Annotated in this window: 15 protein-coding genes; 5 read left to right on the top strand and 10 right to left on the bottom strand. The window is 61.8% G+C overall.

What is annotated here, in order from left to right; genetic code table 11:
- Window positions 1–114: 114 nt before the first annotated feature.
- On the top strand, window positions 115–1,236 hold the full coding sequence (locus tag ACR65W_RS14760) for a Glu/Leu/Phe/Val family dehydrogenase (protein ID WP_434500467.1): 1,122 nt from the start codon (window positions 115–117) through the stop codon (window positions 1,234–1,236).
- Here ACR65W_RS14760 and ACR65W_RS14755 read toward each other — a convergent pair.
- From ACR65W_RS14755 to ACR65W_RS14715, 9 genes are all read right to left on the bottom strand, one after another.
- Window positions 1,233–2,423: an acetyl-CoA C-acyltransferase gene (locus ACR65W_RS14755; RefSeq protein ID WP_434500466.1), complete on the bottom strand. Its 1,191-nt coding sequence runs from the start codon at window positions 2,421–2,423 to the stop codon at window positions 1,233–1,235. The two genes, ACR65W_RS14760 and ACR65W_RS14755, sit on opposite strands and share 4 nt — an antisense overlap.
- 25 nt (window positions 2,424–2,448) lie before the next feature.
- Window positions 2,449–3,522 (bottom strand): 3-hydroxyisobutyryl-CoA hydrolase, encoded by a 1,074-nt coding sequence (locus ACR65W_RS14750; protein WP_434500465.1) that lies wholly within the window; start codon window positions 3,520–3,522, stop codon window positions 2,449–2,451.
- A 4-nt stretch (window positions 3,523–3,526) separates the two neighbouring features.
- Entirely contained in the window at window positions 3,527–4,678 is a 1,152-nt protein-coding gene (locus tag ACR65W_RS14745; protein ID WP_434500464.1) for an acyl-CoA dehydrogenase family protein, read from the bottom strand.
- A 57-nt stretch (window positions 4,679–4,735) separates the two neighbouring features.
- Window positions 4,736–5,665 (bottom strand): hydroxymethylglutaryl-CoA lyase, encoded by a 930-nt coding sequence (locus ACR65W_RS14740; RefSeq protein ID WP_434502777.1) that lies wholly within the window; start codon window positions 5,663–5,665, stop codon window positions 4,736–4,738.
- Window positions 5,662–7,668, bottom strand: a complete 2,007-nt coding sequence (locus ACR65W_RS14735; protein ID WP_434498895.1) for an acetyl/propionyl/methylcrotonyl-CoA carboxylase subunit alpha — start codon at window positions 7,666–7,668, stop codon at window positions 5,662–5,664. The genes ACR65W_RS14740 and ACR65W_RS14735 overlap by 4 nt, the downstream gene beginning before the upstream one ends.
- Before the next feature lies 1 nt (window position 7,669).
- Window positions 7,670–8,458 (bottom strand): enoyl-CoA hydratase-related protein, encoded by a 789-nt coding sequence (locus ACR65W_RS14730; protein WP_434498896.1) that lies wholly within the window; start codon window positions 8,456–8,458, stop codon window positions 7,670–7,672.
- 10 nt (window positions 8,459–8,468) lie between these two features.
- Entirely contained in the window at window positions 8,469–10,076 is a 1,608-nt protein-coding gene (locus tag ACR65W_RS14725; protein ID WP_434498897.1) for a carboxyl transferase domain-containing protein, read from the bottom strand.
- Window positions 10,077–10,091: 15 nt separating this feature from the next.
- Window positions 10,092–11,261 carry an isovaleryl-CoA dehydrogenase gene (locus ACR65W_RS14720; RefSeq protein WP_434498898.1) on the bottom strand — a complete coding sequence of 390 codons (1,170 nt, stop codon included), beginning with the start codon at window positions 11,259–11,261 and terminating at the stop codon, window positions 10,092–10,094.
- 108 nt (window positions 11,262–11,369) lie between these two features.
- Complete coding sequence (locus ACR65W_RS14715; RefSeq protein WP_434498899.1) at window positions 11,370–12,971, bottom strand: phosphoenolpyruvate carboxykinase; 1,602 nt, start codon at window positions 12,969–12,971, stop codon at window positions 11,370–11,372.
- Between the two features lie 288 nt (window positions 12,972–13,259).
- On the opposite strand from ACR65W_RS14715, the gene ACR65W_RS14710 reads away from it, so the two are divergent.
- Window positions 13,260–13,589: a hypothetical protein gene (locus ACR65W_RS14710; RefSeq protein ID WP_434498900.1), complete on the top strand. Its 330-nt coding sequence runs from the start codon at window positions 13,260–13,262 to the stop codon at window positions 13,587–13,589.
- A gap of 50 nt (window positions 13,590–13,639) precedes the next feature.
- Here the strand turns inward: ACR65W_RS14710 and ACR65W_RS14705 are convergent, their stop codons facing one another.
- On the bottom strand, window positions 13,640–14,200 hold the full coding sequence (locus ACR65W_RS14705; RefSeq protein ID WP_434498901.1) for a PRC-barrel domain-containing protein: 561 nt from the start codon (window positions 14,198–14,200) through the stop codon (window positions 13,640–13,642).
- 286 nt (window positions 14,201–14,486) lie between these two features.
- On the opposite strand from ACR65W_RS14705, the gene ACR65W_RS14700 reads away from it, so the two are divergent.
- The 3 genes from ACR65W_RS14700 (at window position 14,487) to ACR65W_RS14690 (ending at window position 19,688) form a co-directional block, all read left to right on the top strand.
- A complete protein-coding gene (locus ACR65W_RS14700) occupies window positions 14,487–15,626 on the top strand; it encodes a glycosyltransferase family 1 protein (RefSeq protein ID WP_434498902.1) in 1,140 nt (379 codons plus the stop codon).
- Window positions 15,619–16,764 carry a UDP-galactopyranose mutase gene (gene glf, locus ACR65W_RS14695; protein ID WP_434498903.1) on the top strand — a complete coding sequence of 382 codons (1,146 nt, stop codon included), beginning with the start codon at window positions 15,619–15,621 and terminating at the stop codon, window positions 16,762–16,764. Before ACR65W_RS14700 ends, glf begins: the two co-directional genes overlap by 8 nt.
- A gap of 185 nt (window positions 16,765–16,949) precedes the next feature.
- Window positions 16,950–19,688 (top strand): glycoside hydrolase family 2 protein, encoded by a 2,739-nt coding sequence (locus tag ACR65W_RS14690; RefSeq protein ID WP_434498904.1) that lies wholly within the window; start codon window positions 16,950–16,952, stop codon window positions 19,686–19,688.
- Window positions 19,689–19,692: the final 4 nt, after the last annotated feature.

Raw genomic sequence — 19,692 nt, 5'->3', positions numbered from 1 at the left:
AGGCGACGTCACGGCTCTGCGACATTTTTTTTGGCGATTTCCCGGCGCCGCAGCGCAGGAAAAGGGGCTCGACTGCGGGCTTGACTGTATGGCCGGTTGTCCAATTTACCGATCATGCCCGCCAAATCGGAAATCGATCCCTTCTCATTTCGAGACGAATTTGGCCCCGCGAAGATCGTCCATATCTGGTCGCCCTCGGTCAAACTACGCGCCGTCGTCGTCATCGATAATGTCGCCGCAGGTCCCGCCATCGGCGGCACGCGCATGGCGCCGGACGTCAGCGTCACGGAGTGCTTCCGACTCGCCCGGGCGATGACCTTGAAGAATGCGGCCTGCGGATTGCCCCATGGCGGCGCAAAATCCGTGATTTTCGGCGATCCCGACATGGCGCAGGCCGACAAAGAACGGCTCATTCGCGTGTTCGCCAAATCCATTGAGCAGCTCGTCGACTATATTCCCGGACCCGACATGGGCACGGACGAGACGGCGATGGCCTGGGTGCATGACGAAATCGGCCGCTCGGTCGGTCTCCCGGCGGAGATTGGCGGCATTCCTCTCGATGAAATCGGAGCCACGGGTTTTGGCGTCATGATCGCCGCGTGCGCAGCGGCGCCCTTCGCCAATGTTTCTCTACGGGGAGCGCGCATCGTCGTGCAGGGGTTTGGCGCCGTGGGCATACATGCTGCGCGGTTTCTGGCCAGCAAAGGCGCACGAATGGTCGGCGTATCCGACAGCCGCGGCGCGATGGCTGACGAGGATGGGCTCGATATCGAGGCGCTCGCCGCGTTGAAGCGCCAGGGCCAGAGCGTCGGCGAGCTGGAGCGCGCGCGCGCCGTCGACCCTGAGTCGCTCATCGCCTTGCCTTGCGAGATCTTCATTCCAGCTGCGCGCCCCGACGTGCTGCGCGCCGACAATGTCGACATGCTCGACTGTAAATTGGTGGTGCAGGGCGCGAATATTCCCGCCACCGCCGAGGCGGAGCGCATGATGTTCGCGCGGGGTATCGTCAGCGTCCCGGATTTCATCGCCAACGCCGGCGGCGTGATCTGCGCGAGCATTGAATACAGCGGCGGCGGCGAAGCGGCGGCCTTCGCGGCGATAGAGGAAAAAATCGGCCGGAACACGCGGCTCACGCTGGAGCGGTCGCGCGCCGAGAGCGTTTCTCCTATCGACGCCGCGATGGAACTTTCGACCGACCGGCTGCGCAAGATCATGCAACTGAGGCGCTGGGGCTAGCCCAGCCGCTCGATCGCCATCGCGGTCGCTTCTCCGCCGCCGATGCAGAGCGCCGCCACGCCCCTTTTTAGGCCCTTAGCCTCAAGAGCGGCAAGAAGCGTGACGATGATTCGTGCGCCAGACGCGCCGATCGGATGGCCAAGCGCGCAGGCGCCGCCACGGACATTGACCTTCTCATGCGGCAAGTCCAGTTCGCGCATCGCCGCCATGGCGACGACGGCGAACGCCTCATTGATCTCAAAGAGGTCGACGTCGTTCGCCGCCCAGCCCACCCGGTCCAGGAGTTTGCGGATCGCTTCGATCGGCATGACGGAAAAGCGGCTCGGCGCGCCCGCGACCGTGACATAGCCGCGAATGATCGCGAGCGGCGTCGCGCCGGCGCGCTCGGCCTCGTCGACGCGCATCAGGGCGAGCGCCGCCGCGCCGTCCGATATCGCGCTGGCGTTGGCGGCGGTGATCGTGCCGTCCTCCCTGAAGGCCGGCTTGAGGCGCGCGATATCCTGCGCCTTGGCCTTGCCGGGCAGCTCGTCGCTGGCGATGGCGCGCGCGTTGGCGCCTTTTCCCAGCGTTATTGGCGCGATCTCCTGCGCGAAAGAGTCGTCGCTCGTTGCGCGTTGCGCGCGCGCCAGCGACGTCGACGCATAGTGGTCCTGCATCTCGCGGGTAAATTGATATTCCGTCGCGCAATCCTCCGCGAAGGAGCCCATCAGCCGACCCTTTTCGTAGGCGTCCTCTAGCCCATCCAGAAACATGTGATCGAGGACCTTGCGGTGCCCCATTCGATAACCGGTGCGCGCGCGATCGAGCAGATAAGGCGCATTGCTCATGCTCTCCATGCCGCCGGCGACCGCGACCCGCGCGCCTCCAACGGCGAGCTGGTCGCTCGCGAGCATCACCGCCTTCATGCCAGAGCCACACATCTTGTTGATGGTGACCGCGCCCGTCGCCTCCGGCAGCCCGGCGCCAAGCGCCGCCTGCCGCGCCGGGGCCTGGCCGAGGCCCGCGGAAAGGACGCAGCCCATGACGACTTCATCTATGTCATTCGGCGCCAGTCCGGCGCGAGTCACGGCCGCCTCGATGGCGTGCGCGCCGAGCTGCGGCGCGGAGACGTCCTTCAATTCTCCCAGAAATGCGCCGATCGGGGTGCGCGCGGCGCCGACGATGGCGACCGGTGCGGCAGCGCTCATGACAATCTCCTCATCGGCTGGCGAGCTAGCCCCTCCAAGCAAAATATGGGGATGAATCCCAGCTTTTGAACGCCGGGAGCTGCGTGTCGTCCCCGGCGAGAATGCCCTCGACGGTCTCGTCGCTCACAGCGTCAAGCCTGTCCGGCGACCATCTCGGGCGCCGGTCCTTGTCGATGATCGCGGCGCGGATGCCTTCATAAAGATCGTGGGTCGCCAACACGCGGCACGCCGCCTTGAATTCATTCGTCAGACACGTCTCGACGTCAGCCGCTCCCGCGGCGCGCAGAAGCAAAGCGCGCGTCACTTTCAGCGCCGTCGGCGACTTCGCCCTGATGTCCTCCGCCGCGCGCAAGGAGAATTCCGATCCTTCGCGCTCGAAGGCGGCGACCACGTCTGCGACGTTCTCATGCGCCGTCGCTGCAGCGAGCAATGGCCTGTGCAGCGAGAGTCGGCCGCTCCCTGGGTGGCGGGCGAGGCGCCGCAACGCAACATCGACGTCTTCGGCGGCGCCTATCGTCACCAGCCTGTCGATCAGCGGCGAAATGTCCTCCACATGAATTAGAACATCCGCAAGACCGGCCTCTATCGCATCCGCCGCCGCCACCGACGTCGCCGAAAGCGCCAGATAGGCGCCGATTTCGCGCGCGCCCGAAAGAAGCCAGGTCGCGCCCACATCAGGAAAGAATCCGATGCCGACCTCCGGCATCGCGACGCGGCTTCGCTCCGTGACCACTCTCCGATTGCCATGCGCAGATATGCCTACGCCGCCACCCATCACGATGCCGTCCATGATCACGACATAGGGTTTGGGAAAGGAGGCGATGCGGGCGTTCAGCTCATATTCCTCGCGCCAAAAGTCGGCGAAAAGCCGTTTTTGCGAGGGCTCCAGCTCATAGAGACTCCTCACGTCGCCGCCGGCGCACAGACCGCGATCGCCGGCGCCCGTGACGAGCACGGCGCAAATGCTCGCGTCGCGCCCAAAGTCGTCAAGCGCGCGCCGGAACTCGCGCACCATCGCCAGCGTCAGCGTGTTAAGCGCCTGTGGTCTGTTGAGGAGGATGCGTCCGAGACGGCCCTCGCGCGAAGCGATGAGATCCATCAGCTCACTTCAGCAATGAGCGCGCGATGATGACGCGCATGATTTCATTCGTTCCTTCGAGAATCTGATGGACGCGCAGATCGCGAACAATCTTCTCGACCCCGTATTCGCTGAGATATCCATAGCCGCCATGCAATTGTAGCGCCTCATTGGCGACCGCGAAGCCGGCGTCGGTCACGACGCGCTTGGCCATCGCGCATAGCGTCGTGGCGTCGGGCGCCTTGACGTCAAGCGCCGCCGCCGCGCGCCAAAGGAATGTGCGCGAGACTTCAAGCTGTGTGGCCATATCCGCGAGCCGAAACTGCAGCGCCTGAAATTCGTCGAGCGCGCGTCCGAACGCCTTGCGGCTCGCCATGTAGCGTAGACTATGGTCGAAGGCCGATTGCGCCCCGCCAAGCGAACAGGCTGCGATGTTCAGACGCCCGCCATCGAGCGCCGCCATGGCGATCTTGAATCCGTCGCCCTCTCGTCCGATGAGATTTTCGGCCGGCACGCGGCAGTCATCGAAGATGACCGCCCGCGTCGGCTGCGCGTTCCATCCCATTTTTCGCTCGAGCGCGCCAAAACTTAGGCCCGGGGCGCCACCCTCGACGACGAAGGCCGATATGCCCTGGGGCCCCGGCTCGCCGGTGCGCGCCATGACCACGTAGAGATGGTCGGCGCCGCCCGCGCCGGCGCCTGAGATGAACTGTTTCGCGCCATTCAAGACGTAGTGATCGCCGCTGCGCCGCGCCTGCGTGCGTAGCGCCGCAGCGTCCGAACCGCTGCCCGATTCCGTCAGGCAGTAGCTCGAGAGAACCTCCATCGTCGCGAGCCTTGGCAGCCATGCGTCGATCTGGCGCTCGGTTCCGAAAGCGTCGATCAGGCCCGCGCACATATTGTGAATCGAGAGATAAGCAGCGATCGTGGGGCAACCCATTGCGAGCGCCTCGAAGATCAGCACGCCATCCAATCGCGTCAGCCCGGCGCCGCCGGACGCCTCTCGCACAAAGATCGCCGCCATGCCGAGCGCCGCCGCTTCGCGCAGCGTGTCGACCGGGAAGACATGCTCGCGGTCCCAATCGAGAGCAAAGGGCGCAAGGCGATCGCGTCCGAAGTCTCGCGCCATCTCACGAATGGCTTCTTGCTCGGCGCTCAATTCGAAATAGGACGACATTCGGCCATTCACCGCAATTGTTGACGTTAATCTGTCGCGGCGAAGCTTTTTGACAAGTCAGCCTCCCAAAGGCGCCTCGGCCCGACCGCCGCACTTGGCGGCATAGGCTTGCGCCACGCGGCTCGCCGGCGCGCGCTTCAATTCGCGGCAGGCGAAGGCCCCCGCCTCCAAAAGGCGGTCGAGCGACACGCCAGTTTCGACGTCCATTCGCTGAAGCATGTAGACGACATCCTCGGTCGCGACATTTCCGGCGGCGCCAGGCGCGAAAGGACATCCGCCAAGGCCGGCGACCGAACTATCGACAACGCTGACGCCGGCTTCGAGGCACGCGAAAATATTAGCGAGCGCCTGTCCGTAGGTGTCGTGAAAATGCACCGCGATTTTGTCGAGCGGCGCGACGCGCGCCACTCTTTCGACCATTCGGCGGGCGGGCAGCGGCGCGCCGACGCCGATCGTATCGCCGAGCGAGACCTCGAAGCATCCCATTTCCAGAAGAGCGGAGGCGACTGACACTACTCGGCCGCTATCGACATCTCCTTCGTAAGGACAGCCCAAGACGCAGGAAATATAGCCGCGGGCCATGATGCCGTATCGCCGGGCTTCCGCGACGACTTTGGCGTATCGCGTGAGACTTTCCTCGATCGAGCAATTGATATTGCGCTTTGAAAACGTCTCCGACGCCGCAGCGAACACGGCGATCTCGTCCGCCCCGGCCGCAAGCGCCGCCGCGAGTCCGCGCAGGTTTGGAACCAGCACGCTCAGCCGCACATTTTGCCTTGGCGTAAGCGCAAGAGTCTCATCCGTGTGCGCCATCTGCGGCACGGCCGTAGGGGAGACGAAACTTCCGGCCTCGATGCGCGATAGCCCCGCGGCCGCAAGACGGCTGATGAGTTCGGCCCGGGTCTGCGGCGACAGCGTCAACGTCTCATTCTGCAGGCCGTCGCGAGGACCGACTTCGACGATGCTGACGCGCGCAGGAAGGCTCATGCCATGTCCTTTCGCAGGATCGTGACGAGTTCCGCGCCCTCGATCGCCATGTCGCCCACTGCGCAGGCGACGCTCTCCACCACGCCGTCATGCGGCGCAGCAAGAGGGATCTCCATTTTCATCGCCTCCAGAACCAAGAGGGTCTCGCCCTTGCTGACGGCGTCGCCAGACTTCACCGCGACTCGCGTGACGGTCGCCGGCATCGGGGCCAGCACGCGCTCATTCAATGGTCCTTCGCCTTGCGATGAGCTCGCCGCTTCCACCCAGTTGATGACATAGTTCCTGCCGCCAAGAATGACGACGACGCCGTCGTCCAGGGCGACTGTTGAGACCTCGTGCTTAACCCCGTCCACCAGCAGCGAGAGGCGACCGCCGACGCTTTGAACCTCCACCGCTGTGACGGCGTCGCCAAAGCTCAGCAGGAACCCGCCGTCCTGCGGCCGCATGATTTTTGCAGCAAGCGTCCGGCCCGCCTGCGTAACCCTGAGTTCATGATCGGCACACTCATAGAGCCGCCATGCGTCCGTTCCGGCCCAGGGCGACCATTCGTCGCCGACCGCTCGACTCGCTTCAAACGCCGCGCGCCGAGCGTTGGCCAGGAAGACCGCACTCGCCGCCGCTAGAAGGACGCGATCCGTATCCGTGCTCGGAGCCGCGGCGCAAGTCAGCATAGCGATAGTGTTCCCGACGTATTCCGTGTCGTAATCTCCGTCCGCCATCCGGTCGCTCTTGGAGATCGCCCGCAGCAGATCGAGGTTTGTGGCGACGCCAACGATCTCGACCTCGTCTAGTCCCCCCTGCAGGCGACGCAACGCCTGCTCGCGGCTTTCGCCAAAGACGATGAGTTTCGCCAGGAGCGAATCATAGTAAGGCGTGACGCGATCGCCGGCGCGAACGCCCGAGTCGATGCGCAAGAAAGGCGCTTCCCGCGGCGCCCGGAAATGGTCGATCTCGCCAACCGACGGCATGAACCCGCGAGCAGGATCTTCCGCGCAGATCCGCGCTTCAATTGCGCAGCCGCTCATCCTCAGATCGTCCTGCGTCAAGGGGAGCGGCGCGCCACAGGCGACGCGCAGCTGCCATTCGACGAGGTCCTGCTTCGAGACCATCTCGGTGACCGGATGTTCGACCTGAAGCCGCGTGTTCATTTCGAGAAAATAGAAGTGGTCTTCTCCGACAAGAAATTCGACCGTGCCTGCGCCGGTGTAGCCCGCCGCATGCGCGGCGCGGATCGCCGCCTCGCTCATCTGCGCGCGTAACGAGGGCGTCAGACCGGGCGCAGGCGTCTCTTCAATGATCTTTTGGTGGCGGCGCTGCATCGAACAGTCGCGCTCAAGGAAAGAAACGACGTTGCCGTGGGAGTCCGCGAAAATCTGGATTTCGACGTGCTTATAGCCGGAGAAATATTTCTCGATGAACAGCGTGTCATCGCCGAAGGCGGCGCGCGCTTCACGCCGCGCGCTTTCGATCGCCGATGACAATTCTCCCGGCGCGCGCACGATGCGCATGCCCCTGCCGCCGCCGCCGGCGGACGCCTTCACGAGCAATGGAAGGCCGATGGCGCGCGCCGCTTCGAACAATTCAGCGTCTTCGCCCCCGGATGACCCCGGCGCCACAGGCACCCCTGCCCGCATCATCGCGGCCTTGGCCTCGCTCTTGGAGCCAAGAAGCCGCATCGCATGGGGCGGAGGCCCGACGAAGATCAGACCGTTCGCCGCACAGGCTTCGGCGAAGTCGGCGTTCTCGGCCAGGAATCCGTAGCCCGGATGTATGGCGTCCGACCCGGAACGATGCGCATTTTCGATGATCTTCCCGATCGACAGATAGCTGTCGCGCGCCGGCGCGGGTCCGAGAAGATAGGCTTCATCCGCCAGTTCGACATGCAGCGCCTGCGCGTCGACTTCGGAATAGACGGCGACCGACGTGACGCCCAATCTTTTCGCGGTTCGCATGATTCGACAAGCGATCTCGCCGCGGTTGGCGATGAGGAGCTTGCGCATCATCTCAATCGGCCGCGATCCAGAGTGGCGCTCGCTTTTCAAGAAAGGCGGAAAGACCTTCCTGCGCCTCCGCGCTCGATCGCCTTGCGGCGAGTCGATGCGCGGCCTCCCGCAAGAGTTCAGCGTCCACCCCGTGGCCGTGGCATTCCGCGAAGAAGCTCTTCACATCCGCCTGCGCGCCAGGCGCGCCGCGCAACACGTCCGCGACGATCGCCGCATGCGCCAAATTGACCTCGAGCCTTGGCGCCACACGGTGGACGAGACCCAACATCTGCGCCTCGGCGGCGGAAAATCGTTCCGCCGTCAAAGCATATCGGCGCAGCTGCCGCACGCCTATGGCCCGGATGAGGAACGGCGCGACGACCGCCGGAAGCAGTCCCAGACGCACCTCATTGAGCGAGAATGACGCGTCGGCGGCGGCGACGACGATATCGCAACACGCAAGCAGGCCGACGCCTCCGCCAACGACGACGCCTTTGGCCAAGGCGATCGTCGGCTTTGACACTGTGTCCAGAGCGTGCAGCATTCGGGCGAGCGCCAAAGCGTCCTGCTCATTGGCGCTCGATGAACGCTGCGTGACGCGGATCATCGAGCCGATGTCGCCGCCGGCGCAAAAATAGTCTCCCGCACCCTCAAGCGTAATGACGCGGACGTCGGCTCGCGCATCCAATTCTATAAGCGCTTCCTTCAGAGAGCCAATAAGCTCATAGTCGAGCGCATTGCGCTTGTCTGGACGGTTCAGCGTCAAAGTCGCGACGCCAATTGCGTCAACCGATTGCAGCAAAGTCGTCATAGAACATGGCTCACATGCGAAACAGGCCAAAGCGCGTTTCTTCGATCGGCGCCCTCAGCGCGAAGGATAGCGCCAAACCGACAATCCGTCTCGTGTCGAGTGGGTCGATGACGCCGTCGTCCCAGAGCCGGGCGCTGGAATAGAGCGGCAGGCTCTGGCGCTCATATTGCTCACGAATCGGGCGCGCGAAGTCTTCTTCCTCTTCTTCCGTGAAAACCTTCTTCTGTTTATCCATGGCCTCGCGCTTGACGCGCGTCAGCACGCTCGCGGCCTGCTCCCCGCCCATGACGCCGATGCGCGCGCCCGGCCACAGCCACAAAAATCGCGGCGAGTAGGCGCGTCCGCACATCGCGTAATTGCCGGCGCCAAAACTGCCGCCGACGATGATCGAAAGCTTCGGCACCGCGGCCGTCGCCACCGCCGTCACCATCTTCGCACCTTCCTTGGCGACGCCGGCGCTTTCGTACTTCGCCCCGACCATGAAGCCCGTCGTATTGTGCAAAAAGAGCAGCGGTATTTTTCGTCGCGTGCAAAGCTCGATGAAATGTGCGCCCTTTTGCGCGCTCTCGGGAAACAAGACGCCGTTATTGGCCACGATCCCGACGGGATAGCCATAGATGTGAGCGAAACCTGTCACGAGCGTCGGGCCATACAGCTTGCGGAATTCTTCGAATTCGCTGGCGTCGACAAGGCGCGCGATCACCTCCCGTATGTCGAACTGCTTGCGGGGGTCCTGCGGCAGCAGACCGTAGATCTCGGCGGGATCGTAGAAAGGCTCCGCGGACTTTCTCACCGGAACTGTTATCGCGCCGGAAGGTCCGAGATTGCCGACGATCTCCCGAGCGATCTGCAGGGCATGCGCGTCATTCTCAGCGCAATGATCGGCAACGCCAGACCGGCGGCAGTGAACGTCGGCGCCGCCGAGCTCCTCGGCGGTCACAATTTCGCCCGTCGCCGCTTTGACGAGTGGCGGACCGGCCAGGAATATCGCACCTTCGTTGCGCACGATAATCGTTTCATCGCTCATCGCCGGAACATAGGCGCCGCCGGCGGTGCACGAACCCATGACGACGGCGATCTGCGCAATGCCGCGCGAAGACATCGTGGCCTGATTAAAGAAGATACGGCCGAAATGATCGCGGTCGGGAAAAACATCCTCCTGGCTCGTCAGATTGGCGCCGCCCGAATCGACGAGATAGAGACAGGGCAAATTGTTCTGAGCGGCAATTTCTTGCGCGCGAAGATGCTTCTTCACTGTCAGAGGAAAATAGACGCCGCCTTTGACCGTCGCATCATTGGCCACGATCATGCATTCGCGGCCGCACACCCGCCCTATGCCGGCGACGACTCCGGCCGCCGCGACACGCCCGTCATACATGCCGTGAGCGGCAAATGGCGCGATTTCGAGAAAGGGCGAGAAGGGATCGACAAGCGCGTCGATGCGCTGACGCGCGAGCATCTTACCGCGCGCGAGATGCCGCTTACGCGCTTGCTCGCCGCCACCCGCTCGAATATCCGCCGCAATCCGCTTCAGCTGGGCGACGCGATCGGCCATCACTTGGTGATTATTCCTGTAATTGGCGTCTTTCGGATTAACAAGGCTATCGAGGCGGGGCATATCTCTAATCCAAAGTCAGGCTGTCTCCTGAAAGAGTTCGCGCCCAATCAACATGCGGCGAATTTCGCTTGTTCCTGCGCCGATCTCGTAAAGCTTGGCGTCGCGCAATAATCTTCCCGTCGGATATTCGTTCATATAACCGTTGCCGCCGAGGCACTGAATGGATTCAAGCGCCATCCATGTCGCGCGCTCGGCGGCGAAAAGTATCGCGCTCGCGGCATCCTTCCTCGTCACGCGGCCGCGATCGCACGCCTTGGCGACCGCATAGACATAGGCGCGCGTGGCCGTGACCGCCGTGTACATGTCGGCGAGCTTGCCCTGCATAAGCTCGAACTCGCCGATCGGCTGACCGAACTGTTTGCGCTCATGAACATAGGGAAGCACGACATCCATGCAGGCTTGCATGATTCCAAGCGGACCGCCCGCAAGCACCGCGCGCTCGTAATCCAGGCCACTCATCAGCACATTGACGCCGCGCTCGGGAAGGCCGAGCACGTTTTCTTCGGGAACCTCGCAGTCCTCGAATACGAGTTCGCAGGTATTCGAGCCGCGCATGCCAAGCTTGTCGAGCTTCGCGCTTGATGAAAATCCGGCAAAGACGCGCTCGACTATAAAGGCGGTGATGCCATGCGGGCCGGCGCCCGGATCAGTTTTGGCGTAAACGATCACGACATCGGCGTCGGGACCGTTCGTCACCCACATCTTGCTTCCATTCAGAACATACCGATCGCCGCGCTTCACCGCGCTAAGCCTCATGTCGGTGACGTCGGAGCCCGCGCCAGGCTCCGACATCGCCAGCGCGCCGACATGCCGACCAGAGACGAGATTCGGTAGATATCGCCGCTTCTGATCGTCCGAGCCGTTACGATGGATCTGGTTCACGCAGAGATTGGAGTGCGCGCCATAGGACAATCCGACCGACGCTGAGGCGCGGCTGATTTCCTCCATCGCCAGCACATGTTCCAGATAACCCATGCCCGCGCCGCCATATTGCTCATGCACGGTCAAACCGAGCGCGCCGAGCGCGCCGAGCTTGGGCCAAAGATCCGGGGGAAAAGCGTTTTGGGCATCGATCTGCTGCGCCTGCGGAGCGATTTCCGCCGTCGCGAAGGCTTCGGTCGCGCTGCGCACGCGGTCGGCCACATCGCCGAGATCGAAGTCAAATGTAGGCGTCCAATGGCGCATGCGCATCCTCCGACGGCGCATCAAGATAGAGCCTATATTTCTCGAATCAGCGAAGTTTCAAGTTGGCGCGCGCTTGCGCGGCCCTGTTTGGCGCGAGGCGCTTGCTGGCTATCCGACGACGCCCGGCTGGGCGTTGAGAACCTGCTGGTCGACGAAGGGGGCAAACCGGCTGAAGTTGGCCTCGAACATTCCGATCAGCCTTTTCGCCATCTGGTTAAAATCTTCGCGCGAAGACCACGTCTGGACAGGATCCAGCATTTTCGAGTCGACGCCCAGCGCAGAAGTCGGCACGCACAGACCAAAGGATGGATCCGTCCGGAAGTCGGCTTGCGCGAGGGAGCCGTCGAGAGCGCTCTGAAGCAAGGCGCGCGTCGCCGCGATCGGCATTCGACGTCCGATTCCGTATGGCCCGCCCGACCAACCGGTGTTCACCAGCCAGCAGTTCGCTTCGCTGGAACAGATGAATTCGCGCAGCAGGTCGGCGTATTCCGTTGGCCGACGTGGCATGAAGGGTGCGCCAAAGCAGGCGGAGAACGTCGCCTGGGGCTCTTTGACGCCACGCTCGGTCCCCGCGACTTTGGCGGTGTAGCCGGACAGAAAATGATACATCGCCTGCGCGGGCGTGAGACGCGCGATCGGCGGCAGCACGCCAAAGGCGTCGCACGTCAGCATCACGATGTTCCGGGGATGGCTCGCGCGACGCGTCTTCGAAGCATTGGAGATGAAGTCGAGCGGATAAGCGATCCGCGTGTTTTCGGTTTTCGAATCGTCGTCGAAGTCGAACCGACCGGCGCCGTGATCGTACGACACATTCTCGAGGATCGCGCCCCGACGATGAGACGCGGCGTAGATATCGGGCTCGGAGTGTTGCGCAAGCCGGATCGCCTTAGCGTAACAGCCGCCTTCAAAGTTAAAGAGACCGTTCTCATCCCAGCCATGCTCGTCGTCGCCAATCAGGCTGCGTGTCGGATCGGCGGAAAGCGTTGTCTTGCCTGTCCCAGAAAGCCCGAAGAACACCGCCGATCCGCCCTCGCCGTCATTGACGGCGCAATGCATCGGCAGCACGCCCTTCGCGGGCAGAACATAGTTGAGATAGGTGAAGATAGACTTCTTGATCTCTCCCGCATATTGGGTGCCGCCGATGAGCACGACGCTTCTTGACAAGTCCATAGCGATCACCGTGCTGGAGCGGCAACCGTGGCGTGAGGGGTCAGCCTGGAATGAAGGCAAGTCCAGAACCGTTAGTTGCGGCTCGAAACCGCTCGCGCTCTCAACCGGAGTGAAGAGATGCCGCGCAAACAGCGAATGCCACGCGCATTCTGTCAAAACACGAATATTTAGCCGATGCGCTGGCGCTGCGCAGGCATAGAGATCCTGAGCGAAAAGCGTCATTCGACGCGCGTGCGTCAGCATGTCTTGGCGCAGTCGGCCAAATTGCTCTGGCGTCATTGAAAGATTGTTGTCCCACCAGATCGTCGGTTCGGTCGAAGCGTTGCAGACGATAAACTTATCATTCGGCGATCGCCCCGTGTGGGCGCCGGTTTCCACGACCAGCCCTCCCGTCGAGGATGCGACTCCCTCCCCGCGTCGGATCGCTTCGCCGTAGAGCTCGCTCGTCCCGCAATTCCGGCGAGCCTGTATGGAGAGGTCGAAATCTTCGATCGCACAACCCCCGACGTCGTCAACTCGCCACATCGCCGTGTTCGCCATCCCGAGATTTCCTCACCGGCTCGCTAACATGCGACGCGAAATGCGTATGACGCGCCAGCTAAACGCAAGCACTTTTTTGGAAATAAAGCGTAAATCATTCAAATCAAGCCGCCGTAGACGTTTCGCTGAAAGGCATGCGGACAGCGACGCCCAAGGCTCAGCAAAGAGGTCTGCCGAACGCATCCGCCCCATCGCGACCTGCGATGTCCTGGCTTTTCCGCCATTGGAACAACGACGACGTCAGCGGGTTAAGGCGAGGCTCGAATGATTTCGAGGATGGAGGCAAGAATGGCGACGCCAGAACTGGAGCGCATCCGACAATCGGACCGCCCGATCAGCGAAACTGCTGCGGTCATGGGCGACAAAGCAATGGCGGCGGCCGACAGAGTCGGGCAACGCATCAATCAGACGATGGAGCAAGCCGGATCGGCGATATCGACGGTGCAGGAGAAGGGCAGCGAAGTCGCCGGACGCGCCGGCGATGTGATCGGCAACTTCAGGCAAGCCATTGAGACGTCGGCGCGTAGTCAGCCAACGACGACGGTGCTCATGGCGGTGGCTGCGGGATTCGTGCTGGGCGCGATGTGGAATTCGGGCGGCAGCTATCCGCGCGACTAGGTTTGGCGGGTTAATGATGGCCGGCGCATGAGCGTCGGCCATGTTCAGTTTCAATCCAGTACGCCGGGGTTCGTTCGCTGCCCCTCAGATGGTAAGGCGCTGGGCCAATCATCGGCTTGAAGCGCCGGTAGGGCGTCGAGTTCCTTCCCAGACATTTTACTGTGCGCAAAACCGCCTGTGAACTCTATGTTCGCCGGATCGACGGCGCGTAGCGTCTCACCGACGCCGCCCGTTCCATATTGCGCGATGACCACATAGGCGAGACCGCGCTGATCGCGTTTCAACATCAGATCAACGATAACGCCGAGTTTTTCGCCGCTCACGTCTATGACATTGGCGCCAACGGCCGCCGACGCGGAAAAAAGCGTGGACGCGTCGCCCGCCTGGCTGCTCTTGTACACGGCCTTGATGCTTCCGTCCTCATGCCTGGCCTGCCTGCCTAACCACCGCCACACCCCGATCAAGTTGATCACTGTAAGGAAAAGGTTGGTGAGCAGGAGATTGCTCTGATGGGTATAGGTCGCCGTCAAGCTCCAGGCGACAGAGCCGATTGCAAACACGACGAAGCCCCAGCCCGTGACGCGCGCGCCGGCGTTGGCGGCCGTCATCATCGCGGCGATCATTGTTGCGGCTGGCGCGATCCAGCCTAACGCCCATTCCCACATAAATGACCGCCAATGGCCCCGAACCAACCGCCGTTCGCCAGCCGCCGTTCGTACGGTCCGCCTAAAACGCGCCGGCAGAGACGCTGTTCCGACAGACGCCCGGCGCGGGGGCGCACTCGCCGTTCCCCGCCAACCCTGTCCAATTGTTCATAATGCCGGAACAAAGTTGCTCAACCCGAGTTTGTTCAGGGAAACCGAAAGGCAAAGAAATCGGCAAGGCTTGAGGTGGGGCATGATGTCAGTTCCAAGTCATCTTTTTTGCTTCTCTCATCTTCGATGGAACTTTGTTTATCAGCGACCACAACATCTCCTCAGTCGAGCAGCTAGAAATCTCGGCGTCTTCTACGTCGAAGAGCCCATATTTTCTAAAGATGGTACGGGCGTAAACATCCAAAGGGATGAAGCCTGCGGCGTCGTTGTCGTGACGCCAATTCTTCCAGAAGGGCTCTCAGCAGACGAAATCACTCACGCGCAACACCGCGTCGTGAGTGAGTTGCTGGCGGAGGTGCGGCCTTCGCGATGGGTCGGTTGGTACTATACGCCCATGGCGCTTCAGTTTACCCGGCATCTCTCTCCCAACCTGCGCGTCTATGACAATATGGATGAGCTTTCCGCGTTCGCTGGAGCGCCGCAAGGGATTCTCGATCTCGAACGAGAGCTGATGGCCAAATGCGATCTCATGTTCGTCGGCGGACAGAGCCTGTACGAATTCAAACGTAAACGACACGACAACATTCACGTTTTTCCCAGCAGCGTCGACACCGCTCACTTCAAGAGCGCGCGAGAGCGCAGCGTTGACCCCGTCGATCAAAGGTCGATTCCGCATCCCCGCATCGGATTCTTTGGCGTGATCGATGAACGCATGGATATGGATATCGTCGCTGGCATCGCAGCGCTGCGGCCGCAGTGGCAATTGGTGATGATCGGCCCCACCGCGAAGATCAGCCCGCAATCTCTGCCGCGCGCCGAAAATATCCATTGGCTGGGGTGCAAGCAGTACCAGGAGCTGCCGAACTATCTTTCGGGATGGGACGTCGGAATCATGCCATTCGCGTTGAATGAAGCGACACGCTTTATCAGCCCGACGAAAACGCCCGAGTTTCTTGCTGCAGGCGTGCCGGTCGTTTCAACGCCCATCACCGATGTCGTTAACCCCTACGGCATGGCCGGGCACGTGGAAATCGCATCGAACGCGGCAGAGTTCGTCGCCAAGATCGATCTGTTGCTTTCGCGGCCGAAGGCGCCCTGGCTCAGTGCGGTCGATGCGCATCTTGCGGAAATGTCGTGGGACAAGACCTGGGCAAGGATGATGCTGCATATCGCGAGCGTCAGCGCCGAGTCCAAGGCAGCGCGGGAGGGTCAACTTGTTTGACTGGCTTATCGTCGGGGCAGGCTTCGCGGGAAGCGTGCTGGCCGAACGGCTCGCGTCGCAGCGCGACGAGCGTGTCCTTCTTATCGATCGCCGGCCGCACATTGGCGGGAACGCCTATGACCGCTACGACGACGCCGGCGTGCTTATGCATCAATACGGCCCGCATATCTTTCATACCAATTCCGAAGCGGTCTTCGAGCATCTTTCTCAGTTCACGCGTTGGCGCCCGTACGAGCACCGCGTACTGGCGAACGTGGACGGCATGCTCGTGCCGATCCCAATCAACTTGGACACGGTGAATCGCCTCTATGGTCTCTCCTTAGATTCCAACCAACTTGCGGAGTGGTTCGCGAGCCGCGCGGAACGTTGTGAGGAGATCAAAACGTCCGAGGATGTCGTCGTCAGCACGGTGGGGCGAGAACTCTACGAGAAATTCTTTCGCGGCTACACCAAAAAGCAGTGGGGCGTGGAGCCGTCGCAGCTGGACAAATCCGTCACGGCGCGGGTGCCCACGCGCCTCAATCGCGACGACCGCTATTTTGGCGATGAGTACCAGTTCATGCCGCTTCACGGCTATACGCGCATGTTCGAACGAATGGTGGACCACCCCAACATAAATGTCATGCTGCAGACCGATTTCGAGGAGCTGCGCAACGAAGTTTTCTATCGGCGACTGATCTTCACCGGGCCGATCGACGAATATTTCAACTTCCGCTTCGGCAAGCTGCCTTATCGGTCCCTCCGCTTCGAACATGTAACGCTCGATAAGCGTCAGCATCAACCCGTGGCCGTCGTCAATTATCCGCAGACTGAAGCCTATACGCGGGTGACGGAATATAAGCATCTCACGGGTCAGGAACATCCTAAGACAAGCTTGACCTATGAGTTCCCCAGCGATGAAGGCGATCCCTATTATCCCGTGCCGCGCGCGGAAAATGCGGAAATTTACAAGCGCTACGAAAAGCTTGCGATCGCGCAGCAAAATGTCTGGTTTGTTGGCCGGCTGGCGACCTATCGCTACTACAATATGGATCAGGTGGTCGGACAGGCGCTCGCGACGTTCCGACGGATCAATAAGGAGATCCCGGCTCGTAACAGCAGCGCGGCCTTCGCTGCTGCGTCAGTCGCCGCTGAATAGGCTCACGTCTTAAATGCGAGCCAACTTTGCGGCGCTGCGCAGTCCGGCTAAGCTTGAGTCGTGAATAAAAATACTGCGCGTTTTGGCGTTCGCTATGTAGAAAATCGTCTGTGGATCGCTCATTGTTATAGTCGACCAACGCATCGATGCTCCGGCGCCGGCACTTTTGGTCGAGGTGAGGTTAGGTGAGCGCAGCGCGCATATCCCTGGACGGGTTGTGGGACTTTAAATATCTCGGCTATGGCGCCAAGCCGGCCGAGACCCGGGCGATTCTGGTCCCGAGCCCCTGGCAAGCTCAGTTCGCCGATCTGCGCATGCGCGGCGGCGTCGCAGTCTATCGCCGAGACGTCGAGATTCCGGAAGAATGGTTGGAGCAGCGCGTCTTCCTGCACTTCGGCGCGGTCTTCCATATCACCCATGTGTTTGTTAACGGCGCATTCGTCGGCAGCCATGTGGGCGGCTTCCTGCCGTTTCATTTCGACATTACGGATCGGATCGTCAACGGAAAGGCCGAGATAAAGGTGAAGGTGGAAAGCCCCACCGACGATCCGTTCGAATTCCCTACGACGCCATTCGCCGAAATGCCGTTCGGCAAGCAGAGCTGGTACGGCCCACTCTCGGGAATATGGCAGTCCGTGTATCTCGAAAGGCGGATCGCCGATCACGTAACCACGGTGCGGGTGCGTTCATCGCTGGCCAGCGGAGAGATCTCGGCGCATGTGCGCTTCGAGAGCCCGCTCACCGACGCCGCTGACGTGACGATTACGGTCGTGGACGCAGAGGATAACGTCGTGGCGCGGTCATGCGCCAAGCTGGCGGCCGGCGTCGAGAACGCCATCGTTTATTCGTTTGTGCCTGCGCCTCGCTGCTGGTCGCCTGACTGCCCCTATCTCTACCGTCTGCAAGTCTCGATGATGCGCCAAGATGTCATCGTCGATCAAACCGAGACGACATTCGGCTTTCGCAGCGTCGAAACCCGCGACGGGAAATTGTATCTCAACGGCAAGCCCTTCTATCTGCGCGCCGCTCTCGATCAGGACTATTATCCCGACACGATCTGCACTCTGCCCTCCGTCGAATTTCTCGAGGACAGATTTTGCAAGGCGAAGCAGCTCGGGCTGAACGCCCTGCGCTGCCACATTAAAGTGCCGGATCCGCGCTATTATGAGGTTGCCGATCGCCTTGGTCTGCTGATTTGGGCGGAGCTGCCAAATGCTGGTGATTCGACCGAACTCTCGCGAGAGCGCAAGGAACTCACGCTGAAGGGCCTTATCGATCGCGACGGAAACCATCCCTCGATCTTTTGCTGGACGCTGATCAACGAGAACTGGGGCGTCGACCTTGTCCATGACGCCTATCACCGCGCATGGCTGAAGAAGCTCTACCTGTGGCTCAAGTCCTACGATCCGTCCCGGCTTGTCGTCGACAACTCCCCCCTGGCGCCAAGCTTTCACGTACAGACCGATCTCGCGGATTTCCATTTCTATGCGGCCATTCCCGATAGTCGGGAGGACTGGGATCAGTTCGTCGAAGAACTCGCCGGAAGGGCCGAATGGCTCTTCAGTCCCGAGGGCGACGCCGTCATTACGGGACAAGAGCCGCTGCTATGCTCGGAATTTGGCAATTGGGGGCTGCCCGACCCTGAGAAATTAAGAGACGCGGCTGGCGCCGAAGCCTGGTGGTTCGAGACAGGCCACGACTGGAGCGAAGGCGTCATGTATGCGCATGGCGTTCGCAACCGATTTCAAGACTGGAGTCTCGACCGCGTGTTCGGGACGTTCGAAAGCTTCGTCGAAGCGACGCAGTGGCAACAGTTTCGGGCGCTGAAATACCAGATCGAGGCCATGCGCCGGAAGCCGCAGATCGCCGGCTACGTCATCACCGAGCTGACCGATTGTCACTGGGAGGCGAACGGCCTTCTCGACATGCGCTCGAATCCGCGCGTTTTTCACAATCTGTTTCACTCGATCAATGCCGATACGGTTGTTCTGCCCACACTCGATCGCCCCGCCTATTGGTCGGGCGACGCCGTTCACCTCTCGCTCTGCGTCGCGCATGGCGGGCCAAATCCGCTGGAGCCGGCGGCTCTCGACATATCGGTCGCCGAGCCGATGACATTGGAAATCCCCTCCATCGCACCCGGCGCGGTGACTGATCTTGGCAAGATTTCGCTGAAGCTGCCGGTCGTCGAGCACTCCTGCCTGCGCCGTCTCACGTTGCGCTTGCGCTCTCTCGATGGACGACTCCTCGCGAGCAATGACGTCGAGATTGCCGTGCATGCGAAGCTTCGACCGCCGGAGCTTTCGCTGTGGTCGTCACAGGATGACATTCGGGATCGGTTGCAGGCGCTTGGCTATGGATTGGCTGAAGGGGCCGAGACGGCGGACGTCGTTGTCGAGACGCAAGCTTCCGCCGCGCTCGCGGCCTATGTGCGCGCCGGCGGCCGAGCGGTTCTCTTGACCGAAACGCCGGGCTCGCTCACGCCATTCTTTCCGCATTGGCAGAACGTCAAGGTGGTTGCGCGCGACGGCACGCTCTGGCGAGGCGACTGGGCGTCCTCCTTCGCCTGGCTTCGACGGCAGGGTCCCTTTGCCGCGATTCCCGGCGGGCCTTTGCTTGATCATGCGTTTGACCGTGTGATCCCGACGCATGTCATCTCCGGCTGCAATCTGCTCGATTTTCAGGCGCGCGTTCACGCGGCGCTGGTTGTCGGATGGATCCATCGTCCGGCTGCAATCGCGGTCGGACGCAACTACGGCACCGGCCGCATCGTGATCGCGACCTTCAAACTGTTCCGTGATCCTCCGGGAGAAGATCCAACCGCCGCGGCTTTGCTTGGCGGTCTGATCGAGGCTGCGGCGCGAAGCGCCGGTCCGGCGCCTGCGATCTCCAAACTCGAACCCGTGGGCTGGGAAGACCTTTAGGCGA

Origin of the sequence: Methylocystis sp. (assembly GCF_051062815.1) — a bacterium.
Classification (GTDB): Bacteria; Pseudomonadota; Alphaproteobacteria; order Rhizobiales; family Beijerinckiaceae; genus Methylocystis.
Note: the sequence above shows the minus strand (reverse complement) of the source record. Positions and strands in the feature narration are given on the sequence as shown.

Coding starts and splice junctions, on each gene's coding strand:
- ACR65W_RS14755 (WP_434500466.1), bottom strand. CDS start 2,423: ATGAGCGCTGCCGCACCGGTCGCCATCGTCGGCGCCGCGCGCACCCCG.
- ACR65W_RS14725 (WP_434498897.1), bottom strand. CDS start 10,076: ATGCCCCGCCTCGATAGCCTTGTTAATCCGAAAGACGCCAATTACAGG.
- ACR65W_RS14745 (WP_434500464.1), bottom strand. CDS start 4,678: ATGTCGTCCTATTTCGAATTGAGCGCCGAGCAAGAAGCCATTCGTGAG.
- ACR65W_RS14740 (WP_434502777.1), bottom strand. CDS start 5,665: ATGAGCCTTCCTGCGCGCGTCAGCATCGTCGAAGTCGGTCCTCGCGAC.
- ACR65W_RS14710 (WP_434498900.1), top strand. CDS start 13,260: ATGGCGACGCCAGAACTGGAGCGCATCCGACAATCGGACCGCCCGATC.
- ACR65W_RS14700 (WP_434498902.1), top strand. CDS start 14,487: ATGATGTCAGTTCCAAGTCATCTTTTTTGCTTCTCTCATCTTCGATGG.
- ACR65W_RS14705 (WP_434498901.1), bottom strand. CDS start 14,200: ATGATGACGGCCGCCAACGCCGGCGCGCGCGTCACGGGCTGGGGCTTC.
- ACR65W_RS14735 (WP_434498895.1), bottom strand. CDS start 7,668: ATGATGCGCAAGCTCCTCATCGCCAACCGCGGCGAGATCGCTTGTCGA.
- ACR65W_RS14720 (WP_434498898.1), bottom strand. CDS start 11,261: ATGCGCCATTGGACGCCTACATTTGACTTCGATCTCGGCGATGTGGCC.
- ACR65W_RS14730 (WP_434498896.1), bottom strand. CDS start 8,458: ATGACGACTTTGCTGCAATCGGTTGACGCAATTGGCGTCGCGACTTTG.
- ACR65W_RS14750 (WP_434500465.1), bottom strand. CDS start 3,522: ATGGATCTCATCGCTTCGCGCGAGGGCCGTCTCGGACGCATCCTCCTC.
- ACR65W_RS14760 (WP_434500467.1), top strand. CDS start 115: ATGCCCGCCAAATCGGAAATCGATCCCTTCTCATTTCGAGACGAATTT.
- ACR65W_RS14715 (WP_434498899.1), bottom strand. CDS start 12,971: ATGGCGAACACGGCGATGTGGCGAGTTGACGACGTCGGGGGTTGTGCG.